Annotated in this window: 15 protein-coding genes; 5 read left to right on the top strand and 10 right to left on the bottom strand. The window is 65.8% G+C overall.

Translation table 11 applies throughout. From position 1 onward, the window contains the following. From rsmI to P4L93_04985, 7 genes are all read right to left on the bottom strand, one after another. Complete coding sequence (gene rsmI, locus P4L93_04955; protein ID MDR3686289.1) at positions 1 to 846, bottom strand: 16S rRNA (cytidine(1402)-2'-O)-methyltransferase; 846 nt, start codon at positions 844 to 846, stop codon at positions 1 to 3. Beyond that, the gene (locus tag P4L93_04960) at positions 839 to 1,948 is read right to left on the bottom strand and encodes a hypothetical protein (GenBank protein MDR3686290.1); all 1,110 of its coding nucleotides are present in this window, start codon (positions 1,946 to 1,948) and stop codon (positions 839 to 841) included. Before P4L93_04960 ends, rsmI begins: the two co-directional genes overlap by 8 nt. A 22-nt stretch (positions 1,949 to 1,970) precedes the next feature. Next, the gene (locus P4L93_04965) at positions 1,971 to 3,110 is read right to left on the bottom strand and encodes a hypothetical protein (protein ID MDR3686291.1); all 1,140 of its coding nucleotides are present in this window, start codon (positions 3,108 to 3,110) and stop codon (positions 1,971 to 1,973) included. Next, positions 3,107 to 4,156: a hypothetical protein gene (locus P4L93_04970; protein ID MDR3686292.1), complete on the bottom strand. Its 1,050-nt coding sequence runs from the start codon at positions 4,154 to 4,156 to the stop codon at positions 3,107 to 3,109. Before P4L93_04970 ends, P4L93_04965 begins: the two co-directional genes overlap by 4 nt. Positions 4,157 to 4,183: 27 nt before the next feature. Next, positions 4,184 to 5,299 carry a DUF362 domain-containing protein gene (locus tag P4L93_04975; protein ID MDR3686293.1) on the bottom strand — a complete coding sequence of 372 codons (1,116 nt, stop codon included), beginning with the start codon at positions 5,297 to 5,299 and terminating at the stop codon, positions 4,184 to 4,186. Beyond that, on the bottom strand, positions 5,299 to 6,270 hold the full coding sequence (locus P4L93_04980; protein ID MDR3686294.1) for an ROK family protein: 972 nt from the start codon (positions 6,268 to 6,270) through the stop codon (positions 5,299 to 5,301). The genes P4L93_04975 and P4L93_04980 overlap by 1 nt, the downstream gene beginning before the upstream one ends. Positions 6,271 to 6,397: 127 nt before the next feature. Further along, positions 6,398 to 6,889, bottom strand: a complete 492-nt coding sequence (locus P4L93_04985; protein ID MDR3686295.1) for an ImmA/IrrE family metallo-endopeptidase — start codon at positions 6,887 to 6,889, stop codon at positions 6,398 to 6,400. Between the two features lie 206 nt (positions 6,890 to 7,095). On the opposite strand from P4L93_04985, the gene P4L93_04990 reads away from it, so the two are divergent. Then, positions 7,096 to 9,003, top strand: a complete 1,908-nt coding sequence (locus P4L93_04990; GenBank protein ID MDR3686296.1) for a HEAT repeat domain-containing protein — start codon at positions 7,096 to 7,098, stop codon at positions 9,001 to 9,003. Between the two features lie 2 nt (positions 9,004 to 9,005). After that, a complete protein-coding gene (locus P4L93_04995; protein ID MDR3686297.1) occupies positions 9,006 to 10,493 on the top strand; it encodes an HD-GYP domain-containing protein in 1,488 nt (495 codons plus the stop codon). 58 nt (positions 10,494 to 10,551) lie between these two features. On the opposite strand, the gene P4L93_05000 is transcribed toward P4L93_04995, so the two are convergent. Beyond that, positions 10,552 to 11,364, bottom strand: a complete 813-nt coding sequence (locus P4L93_05000) for a hypothetical protein (GenBank protein MDR3686298.1) — start codon at positions 11,362 to 11,364, stop codon at positions 10,552 to 10,554. Positions 11,365 to 11,466: 102 nt separating this feature from the next. Next, the gene (locus tag P4L93_05005; protein MDR3686299.1) at positions 11,467 to 12,669 is read right to left on the bottom strand and encodes a hypothetical protein; all 1,203 of its coding nucleotides are present in this window, start codon (positions 12,667 to 12,669) and stop codon (positions 11,467 to 11,469) included. 209 nt (positions 12,670 to 12,878) lie between these two features. Here P4L93_05005 and P4L93_05010 point away from each other — a divergent pair, with 209 nt between their 5' ends. Genes P4L93_05010 through P4L93_05020 form a run of 3 tightly spaced genes read left to right on the top strand, consistent with a single transcriptional unit; the run spans position 12,879 to position 15,080 of the window. Continuing rightward, positions 12,879 to 13,226 (top strand): metalloregulator ArsR/SmtB family transcription factor, encoded by a 348-nt coding sequence (locus P4L93_05010; GenBank protein ID MDR3686300.1) that lies wholly within the window; start codon positions 12,879 to 12,881, stop codon positions 13,224 to 13,226. Next, positions 13,192 to 14,337, top strand: a complete 1,146-nt coding sequence (gene arsB / locus P4L93_05015) for an ACR3 family arsenite efflux transporter (protein ID MDR3686301.1) — start codon at positions 13,192 to 13,194, stop codon at positions 14,335 to 14,337. Before P4L93_05010 ends, arsB begins: the two co-directional genes overlap by 35 nt. Continuing rightward, a complete protein-coding gene (locus tag P4L93_05020) occupies positions 14,334 to 15,080 on the top strand; it encodes a metallophosphoesterase family protein (GenBank protein ID MDR3686302.1) in 747 nt (248 codons plus the stop codon). The genes arsB and P4L93_05020 overlap by 4 nt, the downstream gene beginning before the upstream one ends. A 25-nt stretch (positions 15,081 to 15,105) precedes the next feature. Here P4L93_05020 and P4L93_05025 read toward each other — a convergent pair. Beyond that, a partial coding sequence (locus P4L93_05025) for a hypothetical protein (GenBank protein MDR3686303.1) occupies positions 15,106 to 15,529 on the bottom strand: 424 nt, incomplete at its 5' end.

Here is a 15,529-nt window from a genome sequence, read left to right on the forward strand (position 1 = left end):
CTACTTGTGCGCGATGTCGTAGACCTCGCTTCGCGACACTCCAAGCTCGGCGGCCACCTGCTTGACGGCTCCGCTACGCGTGCTTCCGGCTGCGACAACCGCGTCGACACGCGCCCGGATATCGGCCGCGTCCAGCTCGGCCTTTGGCGCATCGTGTGGTGGGGGGCCGACGAGCAGAACGACCTCGCCCTTAAGCGAGTCCCTGCCCGCGATCTGAGCCGCGACCTCCTCCACGCTGCCGCGCACTACCTCCTCGTGTAGCTTCGTAAGCTCGCGCGCGACGGCGGCTCGGCGTCCCGGGAAGGCCTCGGCAAGCGCGGCCAGAGCGGCGGCGCTTCGGCGTGGCGACTCGTAGAACACCAGCGTGGCGTCGAGTGTGGCGAGCGCGTCGAGTTCTCGGCGGCGCTCCCCGGCCTTGCGGGCCAGGAAGCCACCGAAGTAGAAGCGACGCATCGGTAACCCGCTTGCAACCAGCGCGGCCAGCAGTGCTGAGGCCCCGGGCATCGGCTCGACCGGGACCCCGGCCTCCACGGCGGCGGCGATGAGCCGGGCGCCGGGGTCCGAGACACCCGGCGTGCCGGCGTCGCTCACAAACGCAATGACCTGCCCACCCAACATCCGCTCGACCAGCTGCGGCGCCTGCCGCTCGATCGTGTGCTCGTCGCAGCGCTCAAGCGGGGTCGCGATCTCGTAGCGCGTGAACAGTTTGCGCGTCACCCGCGTGTCCTCGGCAGCCACGATGTCGGCAGCCTTCAAGGCGTCGAGGACGCGTAGCGTGACGTCCCCGAGGTTGCCGATGGGCGTTGCGCACACCACTAGGCGACCGCCGGCCGGAGCGCTACTCATGCGACGGCTCGGCCGAGGCGTCGGGAGACCAGCCTGCAACAGGTGGAACGGCGTACCCGGCGGGCGACGCACTGGGGGCAGTGGGATAGCTCGGCGGTATCGGACGGCCGTACGCGGGCGGGATGTAGCCGGGTTGCGGAACGAATATCTCTCGGCCAGTCATCCGGCGGTACAGGATCGTCCAGAGGGCGGACGTGAACGTGCCCCAGACCGCCACGTAGAACAGCGAGACGGCGATCAGCACGATGATCCACACACCCACAAGAAGCGCCACCAGACCCCAGTTGCGTGCGACAGCGGCGGCGATGCCCGGTACCAGGAGCACAAGCGTCACGATGACGATTGGGATGGCCACAACCAGCCCCGCAGCGACGTTGAGTCCCCAGTTGATCAGCCACATCAGCGCCGTGTCTTTGAAGCGCGCGCGAAAGGTCTTGTACGCATCCTTGGCCGACTGGATCGCGCCGATTCCGTCGAGCACGATTCGGCGCAACGCGATGACGTAGACGATGCCCAGCACGAAGCTCATCACCAAGATGAGCGGTATTCCAATCACGAGTGATCCGCAAACCGGGAGGATGGCGCCGACCGCCCCGCTGCCACCGCGCGCCACCGCCAGCGCAATCGGAACGCCGACTGCCGCGACCAGAAGCAGCAAGGCCACGAGCAGGGGTAGCTGCACGAGAATCCCGAGTCCAAGCACGCTCCACAAGCGCGAGAATCCTTGCTTCCACGCCGAGCCAAGCTGAGGTGTGCGGCCGTCCTCGATCTCGTTGACGGCCCAGACCAGTCCGCCCTGCGCGGCGAGGTTGAGCACCCACATGAACAACGCAAACACAATCCAGATGAGTCCCGCAGCGATCAGGACCGGAATCCACCTGCTGGCCGTCGAGCTCAGCTGCTGTAGCTGACCTCCCGAGAACGGCGATGTCGAGCTTCCGCCCGAGGAGGTCGAGCCCGAACCGAAGGACTGGCCTGGGCTGTAACCGCCACTCCCCTGACCGCCCCAGCCCGTGATGCCTGCGAAGATGCCGAGAACCCAGAGGAAGCGATAGCGCCACGTGATGCGCCACGCCTTCTTGATGATCTGTCCGTACTCCATCTTCGACCTCCTGGTCGCGGTGCTATGCCGGTTCGATTGGGGTGTCGTTCCCGATCGCGGGCCCGTCGTCCCGCCCGGGCTGGTTCGCCCCTGGCTCAACCCGTGGTTGGGACGCCGACGCCGACTGAGTCGGCTCGGTCGGCAGCAGCATATTCGCCATCATCGGCCCCGCGGGTGGGTGCTGCGGATAGCCGTTGTTGTCGGCTGGGTGGATGGGGCGGGGCGGGGCGTACATGGGTGTGGGAGCAACGTCGAGCCCAGTCATCTGCCTGAAGAACGCGGTCCACATAGCGTAGGAGAAGATGACGAACGGCACGACCAGCGCAATCGCAAGCGGCCCGCTTATGGCGTAGGCCCCCAGCAAGTGGCTCAGCGTCGGCAACTTCTGACCGGCCGCTGTGGCGATCTGGACGGGCACGCCCACGATTCCGACAATCACGGCCCAAACGATCCCAAAGCCAAGCTGGATCAGAGAGAAGACGAAGACGTTCTTCTTGCGCGCGCGCAGGGCCTTCCACGCCGAGCCAAGCGCGTCACCGGAAGTCCTTCCGCCGATGACGCCGTAGCGAACCGCGATCGAGCCGTACGCCGCCGTGAACAATGCGAGCAGGATGAGGAGCACGAAGAAGACAAGGTAGCCGCAGCACGCGCCCGCAATCGCCGGCACTGGGTTGAGGCCGCTGTTGCCAGACTTGGCCGCGACAGCGACCCCACCGATGACTGCCACTACGAGTGGGACGGAACACACTGCCGCAGCGACAAAGGCGATCAGCCCCACCACGAACTCGATCACGAAGACCCTGCCGAACCGGCGCCCACCCACGCGCCAGCCGTCGGACGTGCGCGCCTTTCGGCCGGCGAGTACCTCGTCGCTCAGGTGCGTCAGTCCGCCCTGAAGGATGAGGTTGGCGGGGAGGCAGAGAATCGAGGCAAGCACCACGGCGGTGAAGTAGACGAGTTGAACAACCACCGCGGTCGATGGGTGACCCGGATACACGGTCGAAGCCATCCGCAGGAAGCTGGATTCGCCGACCGCATTGAAGGATGCCAGCACTACGAGAAGCACGACAACGCGCACGGCCTGAGTCGAGGCTACGAACCCCCACATGCCGCCGGACTTCAGCGAACGAAACGACCTTTGGATCATGTCCGAGTAGTTCAAAGCGCCTCCCCCTGCCGCGTGAGTGATGCGGCGACGCCAGCTTGATAATCGGGCGAGATAACTGGCGCTTCGCGTCCGGTGAGTCTGCGCCAGAACAGGGTCCACAGCACCGAAGACCAAACTATGACAGCAACGCTGTAGACGAACAGCACCAGCCCTGCAGTCAGACAAGCCAGCAGGGTCACGAACATCGCTGGGCCCGAGAATGCGTGCGCCGCAGCGACCAACAGTGCCACTACCGCCCCCACGATCGCCGCCAGTATGCCCACGACGATCCCAAGTGCGAGGCCCGCCGCAATCCCGATGCCCGCCTGCAGCAGGTACAGAAGCGCCACGTCGGCCAGACGACTTCGTGCCAGCTTCCATGCCGAGGAGAAGGCGAATCGCCACTCCTGGCCTTCAACAGCTACGTAGCGCAGACCGAGGTTGACCAGCACCGCCAGGGGGATGCCGATGATTCCGACGACACTCGAGAGCACGGAGTTGATCGCATTGCCCCCGGTGATGGCCGCGACGTTGGGCGCTTGGCCCATGCTCAACGGAATCGAGATCGTGAACAGAGTGAACAGAGCGATTGCGAGCAGGTAGACCAGACTGGGCAGTGCCGCGATCGCAAGGAGTCCGATCGTGCGCCACCACACGCCAAAGCCGTCGCGCATGCCGAGCCCGACCGACACGTCTCCGCCATCAAGCACGGCAGAGGTCTGCGTGATTGCGCCAACAGTAGCCGCGACATCGAACACGCCCAGCACCGCCCAGCCCACGATGATTGCCACGATGCCTGCGACCATCTCGGGCGCCCAGCGCTGGATCCCCGCGACGACCGCGGGCAGCGCCGACGCAAGTCCGCTGCTTGCACCGCCACTGGCGGCGGCGCTCCCAGCGACAACCAGCGCCTGCGTCAACAGTGTCATCGGGACTATCAAGCCCATGATGATGAGGGTGTACACGCCCAGCTGAAGCGCTGAGATGGCCCCGAGCCCCCAGAGAGTGGGCGTGCGTCGCAAGATGCGCCACGACTCGCGCAACATCCCCGTCCAGTCCACCCGCTCCCCCTTCGCGCTTCCGCGCCCCTAGTCCAGCTGCCGGAGCTCGTAGTCGCGAGAGCCCATCTGGTGCTCCTCGCCGTAGCGCATGACGATCGTCCCGTCGATGCCCGTTATCTCACGGAACTTGTCAGCACCCGGAGCCATGCCTTCACCGCGACCGCCCGGAAGTCCAGGTGCCGCAACGATCATGTCGTAGGCTGCCTGGTCGATCGCGACGATATCCGTCGAGGCCAGAACGCCGATATCGGCGACGACCGGGGCGTCGGAGAAGCTCCAGCAGTCGCAGTCCGGTGAGATCTGGGTGACGAAGGAGACGTAGACGACCTTGCCTTCCTTGCCCGCCAGTACACCGGCAGCGTGCTCCACGATCTTCTCTTGAAGCGCCTCGGGCGTGGTCTTCCACTGGGTGGCGATTGCACCGAACGAGCAGTTCGCGACGCATTCGCCGCAGCCGTAGCACAGCTCGAAGTCCACAATCGCCACGCGGTCGGGTCCGATGGCGATCGCAGCGACCGGACACGCCTTCATGCAACGCCCGCATGCCGTGCACTTCTCGGCTTCGACCTCGGGCTTGAAGTCTGAGTGCATGCGCTGCTTGGCGCTGCGACAGCCGAGCCCCATGCCCACGTTCTTGAACGCTCCACCAAAGCCGGTCGCCTCGTGGCCTTTCACGTGGGTGATGACGACCAGCGCGTCGGCGTGCACTGCCGCCGAGCCAATCCGGACGGAGTCGAAGTGCTTGAAACCTTCGATGGGTACCTCGCAGGACTCGGCACCTGCCAGGCCATCGGCGATTATGATCGGCGCCTCGACGGTCGCGTATGAGAACCCGTGCTGGATTGCGTTGGTCAGATGATCGACCGCGTTCCAGCGCTGGCCGGAGTACAGGGTGTTCGCGTCGGTCAGGAAGGGCTTCCCACCGTGAGTCTTGATGCGCTTGACTACCTCGCGCGCGAAGATCGGCTGCACGAAGCCGGTGTTGCCTTCCTCGCCGAAGTGCATCTTGACCGCGACAAAGTCGCCCTCGGCCACCGCCGTCGAAAGCCCGGCGCGCTCGACGAGTACGCCGACGCGCTTGACCAACGACTGCTTCTTCGGGCTTCTGAGCGGCACGAACCAAACGGTAGGCTTGTCGGCCACTAGTGCATCCCCTCCCGCGCATCGTGCTCGTCGAAGGACATCGCCGCAGCACCGAGAATGCCCGCGTCGTTGCCGAGAACCGCTTGGGCGACAGTGACGTCACGGCGTCCGGCAAGCGCCTCTCCGCGCATCACCTCGGCGGCGCGCTCGACCATGAAGTCGGCGCTCTCGCCGATGCCGCCACCGATCACGATCAGCGCGGGGTTGAACGTGTTGACGAAGCCGACGAGCGCTCGGCCCAGAATCACGCCGGCGTCGAGCAGGATCTCGCGCGCTGAATCGTCGCCGCGCTGGGCGGCGATCAGCACGCTTTCCGCGGTGACCTCGTCTAGCTTGCCGCCGGCCGCCGCGAGTATCTCTCGGCCGCGGAACGTCTCGGCGGCGTTTCTGCCGGCCTCTGCAAGTGCGGGTCTGCCGAGATACGCCTCGATGTGGCCTTTGCCGCCACACGGGCACATGCGCCCGTCGAGCTCGATGACGATGTGACCCAGCTCGCCGCCGAGTCCGCGGCTGCCTCGGTACATCTCGCCGTTGAGGAACAGTCCGCCACCGATGCCGGTGCCCACCGTGATCATCACGAAGTCGCGCGCGCCTTTCGCGGCGCCCCAGCGCGACTCGCCGAGCGCCGCCAGGTTACCGTCGTTGTCGATTGTGACCTCGCGCTTGCTGCGAGACATGACGAGCGCTCGCACGTCCACGCCGGCGAGCGGCAGGTTGGTGCAGAACTCGATTGATTGGCGCAGAAAGTCGATCTGGCCTGGGATGCCGATTCCGATTCCGGCAATCTCGGAGTCATGCACCCCGGCAGACACCTCTTCGACCAGGTCGATGATCGTATCGACTACAGCAAACGGGCCGGTCTTGGGCGTCAGGCGCTTGGCGTCTTTGAGGATCCGGCCCTTGCGCTCCACCAGCCCGACCGCGATCCGAGTGCCGCCGACGTCGACGCCGATGGCGTAGTTGGTGCGCATGATGAGTAGTCCTCCCCGGTGCGTGAAGTGTGTGCGCCCCACCATGGCGCGCTACCAGTTCAGTCTACCCCACGGGACTGACACGACCCGGCTCGACTGGCCAGACCCGAGGCATGCGCCATCGACCCTAGTAGTCCCAGATGATTCCCTGGTTCTTGATCAGGTGGAGCTCGCGCATACGCTCGAGCATCGTGCCTTCGGGAACGCCAAATAGCCGCGAGAGGTATCGGTAGTCGTTGAACCACAACCGCGCCTGTTCGGCGACGAGTGAGGTTGGCATTATCAGTTCGCGCGCAACGGAGTCCGCAGCGTTGTGGTCGAGGTTGCCGCGGGGAAACGAGTCGCCCTCGTCGGCAAGCACGAGTAGGACGTGGCCAAGCATGTGCGCTATCGCACGTCGCCGTTCGATTTCGGGACGCGTCGCGTTGATCATCATGACCGGCATACCGTCTTCGTAGATGGTAGCCGCGGTGAAGAATGCGGGGAGATTGACCGAACGCATAGGGATGCACAGCGCCGCGACGACATCGTCAATCGGCACGGGCGGCTCGGTGACGCCAACAAGTGCGAGCGCGTCCTCGGCCACCTGTCGGAAGTATGCTTCGGTCCTGAGTTTCAAGCTTTCTCCGTCAACGACAAATCCCACGATGCACTCGTGTTCTACGTTCATCGGTGCTGTCCCCCACTGCGAGCATCGTCACACTGGCAACTCGCAACAGTTCATGTGACCGCCGTCACAGATCACGCTCAGCATGGTCGTGTAGGCGGGCGCCCTAAACGCCGATACCTCCTAGAGCTGGGCAACTGCGTGCGAAGGAGGTGGAAGTGGCCGTCGAATCCGAGACATACCCTCGAGCCGAGGAGACCCTGCGGCTGCTCGCCGCCGCAGCAGGGTGTGCTCGGCTCTACCCGCCGTCCTCGGCTCTGCCTGCTGAGGCGGTAGCCAAGTTCACCCGGCGCAGCAACGAGGTCACCGGTTCGCAGGGCCCGCTGCGCTACTCCGTCGACCCCGACGGCTTCCACATGGGCGACGCCGATCTCGGCGGCGGAAACAGCCAGGTGGTCGCGCTGGCCAAGTCGCTGCACTCGCTGCAGGTCGGCCAGGTGGTCATCGCGCCAGGCCTGACCGACGCCGAAGCGGCCGCGTTCGTCACAATCGCCAACGCCGAGCCCGCCGCGGTACGCGCGGTCGGCGGGCCGCGCACCGTTTTGGGCTCAGCGCACGTCGCGCACATCGCCGTTGTCGAAGTCTCGCTTCGCGCCTCCGACGAGGACGGGCTGCTCGGCATGGACCTGATGGCCGCGCCGCTCGACGACATCGCGGGCGAGCTGGAGGGTGCGGCGGAGCATTGGGCCGAATCCGCAAACGGCGCCGGCGACGATCAGATGGCCGCGGCTGCCGATCGGCTCGAGACTGCGACACGCGACATCGCGATCGAGCGGGTCTCGGCGGCCATGATGCGGCTCGACGAGAAGACGCGCATGAAGGTGCTCGCCCAGTCGCTGCGCTCCGACTCAAACGGGCGGCGCATGGACGGCATGCTCGACGTAATCGCGCACATGAAGCCCGCTTCGCTTGCGCGCCTCCTCACCCTCGTCGCCGAGCAGGCCGGAACCGATCCCAAGCGCATCGCCGCAGCCCTACCGCTCACGCCCGAGATCGCAAAGCGCCTCCGGGCGCTGCTCGCGCCGATGCCGCTGGACGACCCGACGGCCCCTCAACCGCCTTCGGCACGCGAGCTTGCAGCCGATATGGCGCTGCCTCCGGACGAGGGCGAGATCGCTCGCCAGGTGGCCGTCGCCTCGCCGCAGCTCTCGGCGGGACGGGCGCTCGGCACGGCCGTGGCCATCACGCGCGCGGGTACGGTGGACATCGAGTCCGTTCGGGCGATCGGCGACACGCTTCCGCAAGCAGCGCGAGACGGGTCGTTTCCCCACGTGCGTGAGGCGCTTCGCCGCCTCGACGAGTTGGGCAGCCAGCCCGAGCTCACGGTGGAGATCAGTCAAGCGCGCGCCGTGCTCTCCGACCCCAACGTGCTCGCCGACGTCTGCGCCGCGGTGGCGACGGATGCGGATGCCGCGATCGCCGGCGAGATCCTGCACGCCGCCGGGGCCGCCGGTGCCGACGCCCTGCTCGAGACCTACATTCGCGGCACCGACGTGCAGCGCTCGCTGCTGCGACCTGCGCTGCGCGGCATGAGCGAGTCGATCCTGGGAGTGGCTCGTACGCGCCTGCGCAACGAAGAGCCTCGCCGAGCGGTCGCGATCCTGGCCGTGCTGGCGGCGCTGGGGGACCGGCGCGCGATTCCGGTCATGACCCAGGCGCTCGCTCATCTGGAGGAGCGCGTCCGGTTCACGGCGATCACCTCGCTGGCCGACACGCCCGAGCCCGAGGCCGCCAACGCGCTCATCAAGGCGCTCAACCACCCGGAGCCCGAGACGCAGCGATTCGCCGTTCGCGAGATCGGCCGCGTCAAGGCGGCCCCGGCGGTGCATCAGCTCACGCGGGCGCTCGAGGACATCAACGTCTTGCAGCGAACGTATGAGACGAAGAAGGAAGTCATCCGGGCGCTGGAGCAGATAGCTACTCCCGAGGCACAACACGCTCTCAGGCGAACCGCCGACCGCGGCTTCGTTTGGGGCAGAAAAGGCAGAGAGTTGCGCACGCTGGCCAGGCGCGCGCTCGAAGAGATCGATGCGGCAGATTACGCGCCGCCACGAGGAGTGGAGTGACCGTGACGGACGCACCCTATCGTCCCGAGAACGAGGGACCGCTTTCCAGCCCGGACGAGATCGTCGCCGAGACCCGCTTCGTCGCGGTGCAGGCGCCGTTTGCCACGCCCGAGAAACTGGAGCGCGCACGCGACCTCGTACGCACGCTTGCCGTTGCCGACACCAACGCCGCGCTCTACCCGACCACGCACCCGCTCGTCGCAGCCTCCCTGACCGACCTGGTCGGCGGCGTGCAGCGCCTGGCCCAGTACGGCTTCGAGGATGTCACCGTCAACATCTACAAACGCACCCTGTTCGTGGAGAACCAGGTGTTCTCCGAGGAGAGCGTCACCTACAGCAAGCTGGTGGATGAGTTCCTCTCGCGCGGCATCTCGGCGGTCACCTTCTCCTCGACCATGACCGCCACGGAGGCTGCAGCGCTCGTCGAGTTGCTCGCCGAGCAGCGCGTGACCGACATCGAGGCGGCCCGCGACTACCTCGACGCCCGTCACGTGCGGGGAGTCATCGTCGCCGAGACCACGACACTGGCCGACGCCGGCGACGAGGAGCGCAGCCGAGAGGTCCGCGCGCGGGCTCGCGAGAGCTATGACGCTGGGCTGGGCGCGATGCGCGACGTCGAGTCGCAGGCCAAGCTGGGGCGCATGCTCGAGGTCGGGCCGCTGCAGCGAGTCGTTGAATCGATGCTCGACAACCTGCTGCAAGATCCCGCGGCGGTCTTGGGCCTGACGGCCATCAAGGGACACGACGACTACACGCTGAACCACTCGATAAACGTGTGCATCCTGTCGATCTCGCTGGGCTCGGCGTTGGGACTTGCCGGTGAGGAGCTGCACTCGCTGGGTTTGGCAGCGCTCCTGTACGACCTGGGCAAAGTCCGCGTTCCAGAAGAAGTGCTCATGAAGAGCGGTCCCCTGACAGCCGAGGAGTGGGGGCTGGTCAAGCAGCACAGCCAAGAGGGCGCCGACCTGCTCAAGCGACTGCAACTGGGCGACAAGATGCCGATGATCGTAGCCTTCGAGCACCACCAGCGCCACGACCTTCTGGGCTATCCAGAGTCGACCGGCGGCGAGCAGCACCTCTTCAGCAAGATCGTCGCAGTCTGCGACGCCTACGACGCGATGACCACCCAGCGTCCATTCCGCCGAGAGATTCGTCCCGACAAGGCGCTCGCGGTGCTCATGCAGGGCCGCGGCAAAGCATACGACCCCAACGTGACCAAGTCGCTGGTCGCGATGCTCGGCATCTACCCGATGGGCGCCGTAGTAATCTTGGGCGACGGCTCCACAGCGGTTGTCTACCGGGTCAACAACGACGACCTGCTGCACCCGCGCGTCAAGGTGCTTGCCGACCCGCAGGGCCGCTGGCTCGAGACGCCGGACGTGCTGGACCTACGTCTGGTCGACCCGCTCACCGGCGCGGCAACGACCGCGATCAAGGATTGCGTGCCCGCCGCAGACGCGGGAGTCGACGACGTCTGGCAGTACCTCTAGAGGCGCTTTGGCTCCGCACGAGCTCCCACGTTGCCCAGCGGTCACTGCGGCGCGAGGGCTACTCGGCGGGAGAGCCCTCCGCGGGCGGCGATACGCTCATCGGCGAGGTCGACCCTGGTAGTACGCGTTCGCCCGCCCTCGCAAGCACGCGCACGACCGAGTAGAGCACGATCGAGCTGCCGAGGGACTCGAGGGTCTCCTCGACGCCCACCTCGATCAGGCGCAGGGCATACATGCTCTTGGGAATCAGGTCGCCCATCGACTCAATCACGGTGGCGGCGAAGACGAGCACTCCGAACCCGATTACGAGCAGCAGTATCTCCCGATGCCAAAGGCTCCAAGCCAGCCTGAACTGCGGCCAGAGCCACCAGATGAGTGCGATGCCGATTATCGCGAACAGCGGAATCCAGAGACTGCCGCCGTGCAGCTTGTGCATCTTGTGGCCGAGCGCAGCGAGCAGTCGGATCTCGGCGAGGTTCAAGGCATGCCAGGACTGCAAGAGCTTCGACGTGTTCTCGTGAACCTGCCCGATTTCGTCGGCCGAGAAATAGGTGAACGCCAAGCCGCTCACAAAGAATAGCCGTCGCAGCGGTCCGACACGCTCGTCGGATTGGAAAAACCACAGGGTGAGCGCGAAGAAGGCGAGCCCGATCAGCAGAAGCTGGCTGCCTTGCCACCAAGCGGCCACGTTTCCTTCGCCGTTCATGTCGAAGAGGAACGTCAGCGGCTTTGCGCTCGGCGTTTGGGGGAGCCAGATCGTGAGTGAATACATCACGGCGAAGAAGGCATCGACAATCAGAGCGCCAACGAGCACGCGCTTCGGCATCAGCTTCCAGTTGTCGCGAGGCTGGCTGGTCCTAGGCTTGGTCATCGGGCACTCCGGACATGTTGCGAAACGAGCAAGACACCGCGGTGGCGCGCGTGTTACGTATTGTGACACAGCCTCTAGGACCAGCGAGGAACGGCCGAGTTATCAGCCCAGCGGGTCGCCGAAGTAGCGCCAGAAGATGGTCCAGAACGACGTGACCCCGCTGTAGTGCGGAGTGTACCGATACTGGGCGAAGGTGCCCTCGTTGTTGCAGACCTGGGCGTTGCCGTCGACGGGCTCGCTCTTGCCCGGCTTCCAGTCGCGTGCGTTCTTGTCGAACTTCTGCGCCCCCCACCAGATCTGGTTGCCGAAGCCCTGCATGCTCGCGTTGTTGTTCCCGCTGTCGGGCATGCCTGCGCCCATCGCGCCGTTGTACTGGCTCTGCGAAGGGTTCTTGGTGGTCAACAGGCTCTGCTCTTTTTGCAGAGTCGCCAGGATGATCTTTGGGTTGATGTTGAAGTGCACGGATGCATCCGAGATCATCTGGGCCGCTGTCTTGGTCGCGCCCGCGTGATCCTTGCCCGTGTAGCTCTTCAGCGCGCCTGGTTGCTTGTCCAAGAACGCCTGAATGTCGGTGGCGGTCATGGCACTGCCGCCTCGGAAGTTGCCCTCCGAGACAACGTTCGCGCGATCCATCTGGTCGCGAGGTATGCCACCAACCGGCGTCGTGGTCAGCTTGCTCGAGTCCACTCCGGGGGTGAAGACCGTGTTGATCGCGACCGCCTTGGCCTGCTCGGCGGCTAGTTGAGCGAGCAGCTGCGCCTGCTTCTTGTCGGCGCTGGATTGAAGGACCTGAAGCTGGGCGACTCGGGCCTGAAGGCTCTCTTGCAGCCACGCCTCCTCTGTCTGAGAGAGGCGTAGGTCCTTGACCAGCTGAGCGTCGCGCTCGGTGATGATGGCGAGGTAGTTCACGCGTTTGACCAAGTCGGAGATGGACGTCGCGGTGATGAGGCTCTCAAGGAGGCCGACTGTGGGAGTGCGATACAGCTCGACGGCGCGCGACGCGAGCGAAGAGCGCGCGGCCTCGAGCTGCGCCTGACCCGACGCGATCTGGCTCGTGATCTGCGTGACATCGTCTTCAGCGCGATGCAGCTCTCGGGTGATTGCCACGTAGTCGGCGACCTGCGAGCCGAAGTCGGCCTGCATCGCGGCGACCTGAGCGGTCTGCGAGGCGGTCAGCGAGACCTTCTGGGTCGACTTGGCCGCAGTAGCGGGAGCCGGGGTCGCGCAGGCGAACGCGAGCAGCAAGAGCGCGACCGCAAGCGCTCGAGCAGCCAAGGCGTATCTATGCGTGGCACTGTGAAGCACGCCGCCTCCTTGGCGAGTCCCCCGCCCACCATTACTTATCGGCAAGTAGACGATACTACGGAGTACGCATGCGCAATGCCAGCTTGCACGCGGCGCTCGCTTTCTGTGTCGCCGGCTCGTTCACCAGCAGTAACAAAGGTCCCGGTTGCTCCGACACTGCCCAGCCGATACTATTTCGACAGGTATCGAACTGCCAGAGGAGCCTGACCATGATTACCGACACCACCGTCGAGCCCGACCAGCTCGAACTCGTCTTCCGCGCTCTGGCCTCCGCGCCGCGCCGCGAGATCCTGCGCCTGCTCGCCACTGGCGGAGACGACCCCAACTCCGAGTGCTGCTCGGCGACTGAGGTGTGCGCCTGCATCTTCGCCGAAAAGCTCGGCATCGGAGCGCCTACCGTCTCGCACCACATGAAGTCGCTGACCGAGGCCGGCCTCGTGACCTCGGAGAAGCGCGGCCAGTGGGTCTACTACCGGCTCGTGCCGTCGGCGGTGCAGGCCGCCGCGAACGAGCTGTTGAGGCTTGTCGGCTGTGCGCCCGGTGACTGTCGTGGCTAGCGGCGTCGCGAAGAAGCTATCGTTCCTGGATCGCTACCTGACGCTGTGGATCTTCCTCGCGATGGCGGTGGGTGTAGGAGTTGGCGCCCTCCTGCCCGTCGTACCGGCGTTCATCGGCCAGTTCACGACGGGAACCACGAACATCCCGATCGCTATCGGCCTGATCGCGATGATGTATCCGGCCCTGTGCAAGGTCCGCTACGAGGAGCTCGGCGACGCGATGCGCGACAAGAAGGCGCTGGCGCTGGCGATGCTGATGAACTGGATCGTGGCGCCGAGCGTGATGTTCCTGCTCGCAATCACGATGATGCGCAGTCGTCCGGAGTACATGACCGGGCTGATCATCATCGGCATCGCGCCATGCATCGCGATGGTCATCGTCTGGAACGGGCTGGCTAAGGGCGACACGGAGTTTGCCGCCGGGCTCGTGGCGATCAACAGCGTGATGCAGGTTCTGTTCTTCAGCGTCTATGCATACGTGTTCGTGACAGTGCTGCCCACGTTCTTCGGGCTGGGCGGGGTCGTGGTCAGCGTCTCGATGGGCGCTATCGCCCGGACGGTCGCCATCTACCTCGGCCTGCCGTTCTTGGCGGCCGTCATCACGCGCTTCTCGCTTCGCGCCGCGAAGGGGGCCCGTTGGTACGACGAGGTGTTCGTGCCGCGCGTGGGACCAGTCACGCTGGTAGCGCTGCTGTTCACCATCTTCGTGATGTTCTCGCTCAAGGGCGCCTACATCCTGCGGCTGCCGCTTGACGTCGCGCTCGTGGCCCTACCGATGCTCGCCTACTTTGCGATCATGTTCTTCCTCACGTTCTTCGTCGCCAAGGCAATCGGGCTGGACTACGCCAAGACGACTACACTCTCGTTCACGGCAGCCTCGAACAATTTCGAGCTTGCCATCGCCGTGTGCGTTGCCGTGTTCGGCATCAACAGCGGGGCCGCGTTCGCCTCGGTCATCGGACCACTCGTGGAGGTACCCGTGCTGATCGGACTCGTCAACGTCGCCCTCGCCTTCCGCCAGCGCTACTTCCCCGCCGAGTGCCTGCCCGACGAGGCCGAACTGCTCGGCGCGGCCGACTCGGCCATCGGCGCGCTGGAGGCTGGCCGATGAGCCCGCGGCGAATCGCGATCTTCTCGGACGTGCACGGTAACTTGCCGGCGCTCGACGCGGTGCTGCGCGACATCGCGGTGGCGGGAATCGCGGGGCGCAACGTGTACTGCTTGGGCGACCTCGTGGGCTATGGGCCCGACCCTGCGGGCGTAGTAGCGCGGGTGCGCGACGCTGGCATCCGGACGGTGCGCGGCAACTACGACGACGGCGTCGGCCGTCGGCGCGGCCAGTGTGGCTGCTACTACAACACCGAGCAAGCCAAGCTGGACGGCGCCGCGAGCTACGAGTTCACCGACGCGGCTCTCTCTGCCCGCGACCATAAATGGCTCGCGGACCTGCCGGACGAGGTCCGCTTCGAGGTGGGCGACGTGCGCGTGATGTTGGTGCACGGCAGCCCCCGCAAGATCAACGAATACCTGCTTCCGGACCGCGAAGACGAGTTCCTCGCGCGGTTGGCGGACGTCGCCAAAGCCGACGTCGTGTGCGTGGGTCACGTTCACATGCCCTACCACCGAGTCGTCCACGGCGCCGATGGGCGCGCTATCGACTACGTCAGCGTGCCCTCGGTGGGCAAGCCCAAGGATGGCGATCCGCGAGCGGGCTGGACCGAGCTCTATCTGGGCGAGGACGGCGAGGTCGAGCCGACCGTCCACCGCGTCGAGTACGACGTGGAAGCCGTGGTCGCAGCGATGGCGGCGGCCGGACTGCCGGCGACGCTGGGCGAGGCGCTGAAGCGCGCGTAGGCTGCGCAGCCGCGCCCCGCTACCGTTACTCGCTCTCGAGCAGGTCGTCGTGATGGCCAATCGCGGCCAGTGCTGCCTCAAATCCCGGCAGATCGCTAGCGCCGACGTAGCGCTCGCGAATCCGCGCGGCGGACAGTTTGCGACCCGCCGGCGCACACGCAATCATGCGCTCGACCGCTGCGACGAATTCATGCTCGGCTTCTGCGTCGGCGCGGTTAGCCAGCCACGCGTCGTACGCGGCGTTGGCCTCGGCGGCCGCCTTGGGGAAGCGCTCCTCGGCGATCCGGCCGTCCTTGAGGCGAAACGTCCGATCGGCCAGCGACGCGAGCTCCGTGTCGTGCGTCACCGCGACAATGGTGACGTTCTCGCAGCGCGCGAGTTCGCGCAGCAGGTCGACGATGACCGCCCCGGTCTCGCTGTCAAGGTTGCCGGTGGGTTCGTCGGCGAGA

The sequence above is a fragment of the Coriobacteriia bacterium genome, assembly GCA_031292615.1.
Lineage (GTDB): Bacteria > Actinomycetota > Coriobacteriia > Anaerosomatales > JAAXUF01 > JARLGT01.

Coding starts and splice junctions, on each gene's coding strand:
- rsmI (MDR3686289.1), bottom strand. CDS start 846: ATGAGTAGCGCTCCGGCCGGCGGTCGCCTAGTGGTGTGCGCAACGCCC.
- P4L93_04960 (MDR3686290.1), bottom strand. CDS start 1,948: ATGGAGTACGGACAGATCATCAAGAAGGCGTGGCGCATCACGTGGCGC.
- P4L93_04980 (MDR3686294.1), bottom strand. CDS start 6,270: ATGCGCACCAACTACGCCATCGGCGTCGACGTCGGCGGCACTCGGATC.
- P4L93_05000 (MDR3686298.1), bottom strand. CDS start 11,364: ATGACCAAGCCTAGGACCAGCCAGCCTCGCGACAACTGGAAGCTGATG.
- P4L93_05010 (MDR3686300.1), top strand. CDS start 12,879: ATGATTACCGACACCACCGTCGAGCCCGACCAGCTCGAACTCGTCTTC.
- P4L93_05020 (MDR3686302.1), top strand. CDS start 14,334: ATGAGCCCGCGGCGAATCGCGATCTTCTCGGACGTGCACGGTAACTTG.